Annotated in this window: 8 protein-coding genes; 3 read left to right on the top strand and 5 right to left on the bottom strand. The window is 34.1% G+C overall.

Translation table 11 applies throughout. The annotated features are described in order from the left end of the window. Window positions 1-145: 145 nt before the first annotated feature. Both rpiB and NE544_RS11430 read right to left on the bottom strand, forming a co-directional pair. A complete protein-coding gene (gene rpiB / locus NE544_RS11435) occupies window positions 146-592 on the bottom strand; it encodes a ribose 5-phosphate isomerase B (RefSeq protein ID WP_040465978.1) in 447 nt (148 codons plus the stop codon). A 62-nt stretch (window positions 593-654) separates the two neighbouring features. Continuing rightward, entirely contained in the window at window positions 655-1,050 is a 396-nt protein-coding gene (locus NE544_RS11430; RefSeq protein ID WP_256269426.1) for a hypothetical protein, read from the bottom strand. Window positions 1,051-1,216: 166 nt separating this feature from the next. Between NE544_RS11430 and gdhA the strand changes: the two genes are divergently transcribed. Both gdhA and NE544_RS11420 read left to right on the top strand, forming a co-directional pair. After that, entirely contained in the window at window positions 1,217-2,548 is a 1,332-nt protein-coding gene (gene gdhA / locus NE544_RS11425; protein WP_118116427.1) for an NADP-specific glutamate dehydrogenase, read from the top strand. Window positions 2,549-2,628: 80 nt separating this feature from the next. Next, window positions 2,629-3,300, top strand: a complete 672-nt coding sequence (locus NE544_RS11420; protein ID WP_256269425.1) for a YoaK family protein — start codon at window positions 2,629-2,631, stop codon at window positions 3,298-3,300. Here NE544_RS11420 and NE544_RS11415 read toward each other — a convergent pair. Continuing rightward, complete coding sequence (locus NE544_RS11415; protein WP_158570551.1) at window positions 3,254-3,853, bottom strand: histidine phosphatase family protein; 600 nt, start codon at window positions 3,851-3,853, stop codon at window positions 3,254-3,256. The two genes, NE544_RS11420 and NE544_RS11415, sit on opposite strands and share 47 nt — an antisense overlap. A gap of 241 nt (window positions 3,854-4,094) precedes the next feature. Between NE544_RS11415 and NE544_RS11410 the strand changes: the two genes are divergently transcribed. Then, complete coding sequence (locus NE544_RS11410; protein WP_256269424.1) at window positions 4,095-4,658, top strand: manganese efflux pump MntP family protein; 564 nt, start codon at window positions 4,095-4,097, stop codon at window positions 4,656-4,658. Between the two features lie 11 nt (window positions 4,659-4,669). On the opposite strand, the gene NE544_RS11405 is transcribed toward NE544_RS11410, so the two are convergent. Further along, entirely contained in the window at window positions 4,670-5,170 is a 501-nt protein-coding gene (locus tag NE544_RS11405; protein WP_256269423.1) for a GDSL-type esterase/lipase family protein, read from the bottom strand. Next, window positions 5,170-6,513: an MATE family efflux transporter gene (locus NE544_RS11400; RefSeq protein WP_256269422.1), complete on the bottom strand. Its 1,344-nt coding sequence runs from the start codon at window positions 6,511-6,513 to the stop codon at window positions 5,170-5,172. Before NE544_RS11400 ends, NE544_RS11405 begins: the two co-directional genes overlap by 1 nt. Between the last annotated feature and the right edge of the window lie 61 nt (window positions 6,514-6,574).

Below are 6,574 nucleotides of genomic sequence, written 5' to 3'. Positions count from 1 at the left end.
TTTTATTTCCTGTTCAGTTTTCAAAGATCATGTGCACCTCAGCAGTGCTCATCTATATTACCAAATCATTCCCATCTTGTAAACCCCTTTTTTAAAAAAATTTTAAAAAAAGAAAAAAGGACACTTTTCCAAGCATCCCTAAATCTTATTGAGCATCCTCAATTGCACTGATTTTTGCGATTCTTCCCTTATGTCTTTCACCCTCACTAAATGGAGTGTTCAAGAAAGTATGAACAATATCTTTACAAGTTTCAATACCTGTCGTTCTTTGTCCCATGCTCAACATATTCGCATCATTGTGTTCACGAGTCAAACGAGCCATAGTTACATCTGTACATAATGCACAACGGATTCCTTTTACTTTATTTGCAGCAATTGAAATTCCAATTCCAGTACCACACATAACAATACCCTTGTCCACTTCTTTATTCGCAACTAAATCTGCACACGCTTTTGCCATATCCGGATAATCAACACTATTTGTATCATGACAACCACAATCCACAACTTCATGTCCTTCATCAATCAACATTTGTTTGATTTCTTCCTTATATGTATATGCTCCATGATCACATGCCATACCAATTTTCATTCTTTAATCCTCCTCAACATCTACAAATATTTTACAACGTTTCCATCTTTGCGTAAAGACAACTAACTTTTCGCATCAAAAGATTTTCTACAAGAAGGACAACGAACTTCAATTTTCCCCTTATTTCTAGGAACACGAATAATTTGCGCACATTCAGGACAAACTAAATACTTATTTTGTTTATCCTTTAAAGACTTGTTAAATGCTTGAAAACGATGAACTATTTTTGCCTGAATCCGAATAAACTTTTGATTTTCAATTGATCTTGCCACATAGTTCTTCGATAATGCACGTGCTAAATAAATAATAAGACTCATATAGAACAATATATTTATGACAATATTTCTTCTAAAAAATAAACTTAATACTAATAAAATAAGTTCTATATAAAATATAAACTGATTTAATTTATCCGTACCATATCTACCTTGCATAAATCGATATAATTTTTCCCTCATTCTCATCACCGAGTTCTATAATAACATACAATATATGAACTCGCTATGTGCATTTTACCATCATTTGTATACTTGTTTTTATTATTTACAATTTTTTCATATTTTTATGAAACATTTTCAATTTTTGTGCTATAATCATCACGTATTAAATAAGGGAGGACTTAAAATGAAAGACCTAGAGCAATTATACGAAACAGTAAAAAAACGAAATCCCAATGACAAAGAATTTCTTCAAGCCGTTGAAGAAGTATTCGAATCATTGAATATTATCGCAGATGTACATCCTGAAGAATTAGACGATGATGTATTAGAAAGACTTGTAGAACCTGAAAGACAAATCATTTTCCGTGTTCCTTGGGTTGATGATAATGGCAAAACTCAAGTAAACCGTGGTTACCGTGTTGAATTCAACTCTGCCATCGGACCATATAAAGGAGGTTTACGATTCCACCCATCTGTAAACATTAGTATCATCAAATTCTTAGGATTTGAACAAGTATTAAAAAATTCATTGACTACACTTCCTATGGGAGGTGGAAAAGGTGGATCTGATTTCGATCCAAAAGGAAAAAGTGATCGCGAAGTTATGCGTTTCTGCCAAAGCTTCATGAGCGAATTATACCGTCACATCGGACCAAACACAGATGTTCCTGCTGGAGACATTGGTGTTGGAGGCCGTGAAGTCGGATATTTATTTGGACAATATAAACGTTTGAAAAATGAATATAGCGGCGTATTGACAGGTAAAGGATTAACTTTCGGTGGATCCTTGATTCGTACCGAAGCTACTGGATATGGTCTATGTTACTTTACACAAGCTTTATTAAAAGATAACGGAACTAGCTTTGAAGGAAAAACAGTTACGATTTCCGGAAGTGGTAATGTAGCTATCTATGCTTGTGAAAAAGCAACACAACTTGGAGCAAAAGTTGTAACTATGTCCGATTCAAACGGATTCGTTTACGATCCAGAAGGAATTGATTTAGATTTAGTTAAAGACATCAAAGAAGTTCGTCGTGGACGTATTAAAGAATATGTTGAAAAAAGACCAAATGCAACATACACACCAAATGCTCGTCCATGGACTGTTGCATGCGATATCGCCCTTCCATGCGCCACTCAGAACGAACTTGATTTAGAAGATGCAAAAGCATTAGTAGCTAATAAAGTTTTCGCTGTATGCGAAGGGGCTAACATGCCAACAACACCAGAAGCAATCCACTATCTAATGAAAAATGGTGTATTCTATGCTCCAGGTAAAGCAAGCAATGCCGGAGGTGTTGCATGTTCAGGTCTTGAAATGTCACAAAATGCTCAACACTTATCTTGGACAGCCCAAGAAGTTGATCAAAAGCTTGAAAACATTATGGTAAATATTTTCGAAACTTGTCGTGATACTGCTAAAGAATATGGTCATGAAAAAGAATATGTAGTTGGAGCTAACATTGCTGGATTCTTAAAAGTTGCAAAAGCAATGAAAGCACAAGGTACTGTTTAATAAGATAAAAGCCGATTTCGGCTTTTATTTTTTGTGATTTTGCTTTATTATCTTAAAAGTAAAAAGGTTGTGATTATTCTATGAAACGAGCAAAACAAACATCTGAATCCATCGAACTCGGTATTCTTTTGGCATTATCCGGTGGATTTATGGATGCCTATTCCTATTTAGCAAGAGGACAAGTCTTCGCAAATGCCCAAACTGGAAATATGCTCCTCTTTGGTGTCAATTTAGCAAGAGGACAATTCCAGCATGCTCTACATTATTTATGTCCCGTACTTGCTTTTGGTCTAGGTATTTTCTTAGCGGAATTTGTACATTTTCAAAAAATTCAAAAAGTACACTGGCGACAAGTTACTCTCTTGATTGAAATCATTATATTATTTGGCGTTGGATATATTTCATTCGAACAAAACCTTCTCGCAAATTCTTTAACTTCTTTTGCGTGCGGATTACAAGTACAAGCCTTTCGTAAAATACATGGTAAAGGTTACGCAACAACGATGTGTATTGGAAATTTAAGAACAGGGACACACGAAATGTGTAATTATTTATGCACAAAAAAAGTCCAACATCTACAAAGTGGACTTCTCTACTACTCAATTATTTTAACATTTATAATCGGTGCCATTCTAGGAAACTTTTGTATTCAGATTTTTTCAGCAAAAGCTATCTGGATAAGCGTTTCACTATTAATACTCGCCTTTATTTTAATGTTTGTTGACCGTGAAAAAGATGAGGCTTTTCAATAAGTTTTAATTCTGTATCACAATCCATTCTCGTCACCGAACAATTTGGCACTAAAGCTGCTGTATTCGGTTTTTCATCCACAAAACCTGGACACAATGCGTTCACAATATGTTTGATGGCAGAACCATGACAAACTACTAAAACATTCGCATTCGGATATTCGGATGCGATTTTTTTTAATTCATTCGTTACTCTTTCTATAACATCACTATGGTTTTCACCACCACAAAAACGATAACCATCTGGAAAACGTACTCCATCTTTAAATATATCCACTGATTTTTCAGCCTCAAAGTCACCAAAACTCTGCTCCTTTAAATTTTTAGAAGGAATAACCTTTACATTTCTACCCTCTAAAATAGAGTTTGCCGTATCTATAGCTCTTTCACTCGTTGAACAAAAACATACATCAAATGGAATATTCTTCAATTCTTTACCCAATTGTTTTGCCTGAGAAACACCCAAATCCGTCAACGGTGAATCACACCATCCTTGAATACGACCTTTGCGATTAAATACTGTTTCTCCATGTCTAATAATATAAAAATGTGTCATATATATACCTTCCTTTTGCCTCATTATAATCCATTTCAGTTAGATATCAATAACTATTTTACATTGTAAAGAAATTTTGATTTTGGTAATATAATCACATCCATAAGGGAGTAGTTATCTTACTTATGTAAGTATTTAAGTCAACACACTGATCAATCGATCTGGCTTATCGTAATAAACAAGACTTATGCGAAAAAGGACATCTTTTTTTCGTATAAGTCTTTTTGTTTTTGGAGGAAATATGGATTTTATTACTATTTTATTTATTGGCATTGGTTTAGCTATGGATGCAAGCGCTGTATCTTTGGCAAAAGGTATGAGCCTTGATAAAGATCAAGTAAAAAAATATGCCTTTATCTTAGCCCTAGCGTTTGGCTTCTTTCAAGCACTTATGCCAGCTATTGGCTATTATGCCGGAAGTCATTTTGCCGAATACATTCAATCCATCGATCACTGGATTGCCTTTATTTTGTTGAGCTTGATAGGTATCAACATGATTTGCGAAGGAAAAGAAGAAAAAGAAGATGAAGTAAAAATTCACTCCATCCCATTTAAAGACATTCTTCTTTTAGCTATCGCCACAAGTATTGACGCTTTAGCCGTTGGTGTAAGTTTTGCCTTTTTAAAAGTCAATCTATTTTTAGCTATAACTACCATTGGTATCACTACATTTATTCTTTCATTTGTTTGTGTATTATTTGGAAAAAAACTTGGTAGCTTATTTGAAAAATATGCTGAATACTTAGGTGGTATCATCTTAATTCTATTAGGAATTAAAATCTTAATTGAACATTTATTTTTCTAACAAGACTTCAATTAAAGTCTTTTCATATACTCAGCTAATTTTATACCCAATTCCTTATGTCCTTTTTCTGATAAATGCACACCATCAAAACTCATATCTAAAGGATTACAATCTAAACAAGGAACCTCCATTGCCTTATATGCCTCATTCAGTTTCATACTTTCATCTCTAAATTCATCAAATTGTAAAATTGGCGGACAAAGAATCAACAGCTTTCGTTTGTCCATTGAATCAATTAACTCATGCATAAAAGAAAGGATTTGTTCAACATCATAATAATGAATCAAATCATTAGACCCCAACATAACACAAAATAAATCAATCAAATCTAAATCGAATGTATCCTCTTTTACATCTCGCAATAAGCGACCATTGATCGCATCCTCAAAAAATATCCATCCAGGCACAAGATCATTTAAATAATCAATGTATGTTAAATCATACCTTTGAAAATATCCTCTTGGATCATAGCCCCAAGTATTGGAATCCCCTAAAAACAATGCCTTTTTCATTATGCCACTCTGCGAATTTTCTTACGCACAACCATGAAACAAATACCATGCGCCACAAGCGTTATAACCCACGTAATTGGATAAGAAATATACAATGAGAAGGTTGTATGCACTGCCTTAAATACAGTAAATATCCATATAACACGAATCAAACAGACACCCGTTAAAGATACCAGCATTGGTAAAATAGAATAACCAATTCCTCGAAGACTTCCAACTAAAGTATCCATAATTCCACATAAACAATACATTGTACTAATAACAGCCAATCGATTGATTCCAAATTGGATAACACGCTCATCACTAGAATAAATAGATAGTAACTGTTGGCCAAAGAAATAAGCGCCTTGCCCGAGTACAAGACCTACGATACTAACAATTACTAAACATTCTAATAAAATCTTATCAATTCGATCGTATTTTTTTGCTCCAAAATTTTGTGAAGTAAACGACAAAGAAGTTTGATAAACTGCATTCATAGACGTATATACAAAACCTTCAATATTGCTTGCGGCGGTATTTCCAGCCATAACTAAAGAGCCAAAAGAGTTAATACTTGATTGAATCAATACGTTTGAAATACTAAAAATAATGCCTTGAAGCCCTGCTGGAAGTCCTACTTCTAGCATTTGTAAAGCTAATTCCTTATGGAAACGCATATCCTTTAACTCAAAATGTAAAGGTCCATCCATATGCTTTAAACATAATAGAATTAAAGCAGAACTAATTCCTTCCGAAATAATCGTAGCTAAAGCGACACCAGCAACACCCATATCGAATACAATTACGAAACAAAGATTAAATAGCACATTGATGATACCAGAAATCAATAAGAAATAAAGTGGTCGCTTTGTATCCCCAATCGATCTAAGTATGGCAGCCCCAAAGTTATAAACCATAAAAAATGGCATACCTGCAAAATAAATACGCATATATAAAGATGACAAATCAATTACATCTTCTGGTGTAGCCATTAACTCTAGCAAGGGTTTCGCAAAAAAGAAACCCACAAACACCATTAATAATCCACCAAAGACGGCAATAAAAATAGCTGTATGTACAGCTTTAGATGTATTTTCTTCATCTCGAGCCCCAATAGATTTACCCAATACAACATTTGCACCAACACTAATACCAATAAACATATTCACCAATAAATTGATCAATGCACTTGTTGAACCAACTGCTGCCAACGCTTGATTTCCCGTAAATCGACCTACCACGATAATATCGGCTGCATTAAACAACAATTGCAGGCAGCCCGACAAAATTAATGGTAATGAAAAAATAATCAACTTTTTAAAAATTGGACCATTACACATATCCACTTGATAACTACGCATACAAATCCTGGTATATTGTAATTGACCCATCTAACTGGTCATCTACAATATACTCCTCCTT

Origin of the sequence: Holdemanella sp. MSK.7.32 (genome assembly GCF_024460475.1) — a bacterium.
GTDB lineage: Bacteria > Bacillota_I > Bacilli_A > Erysipelotrichales > Erysipelotrichaceae > Holdemanella.
This window is presented reverse-complemented; position numbering and strand designations above follow the sequence as displayed.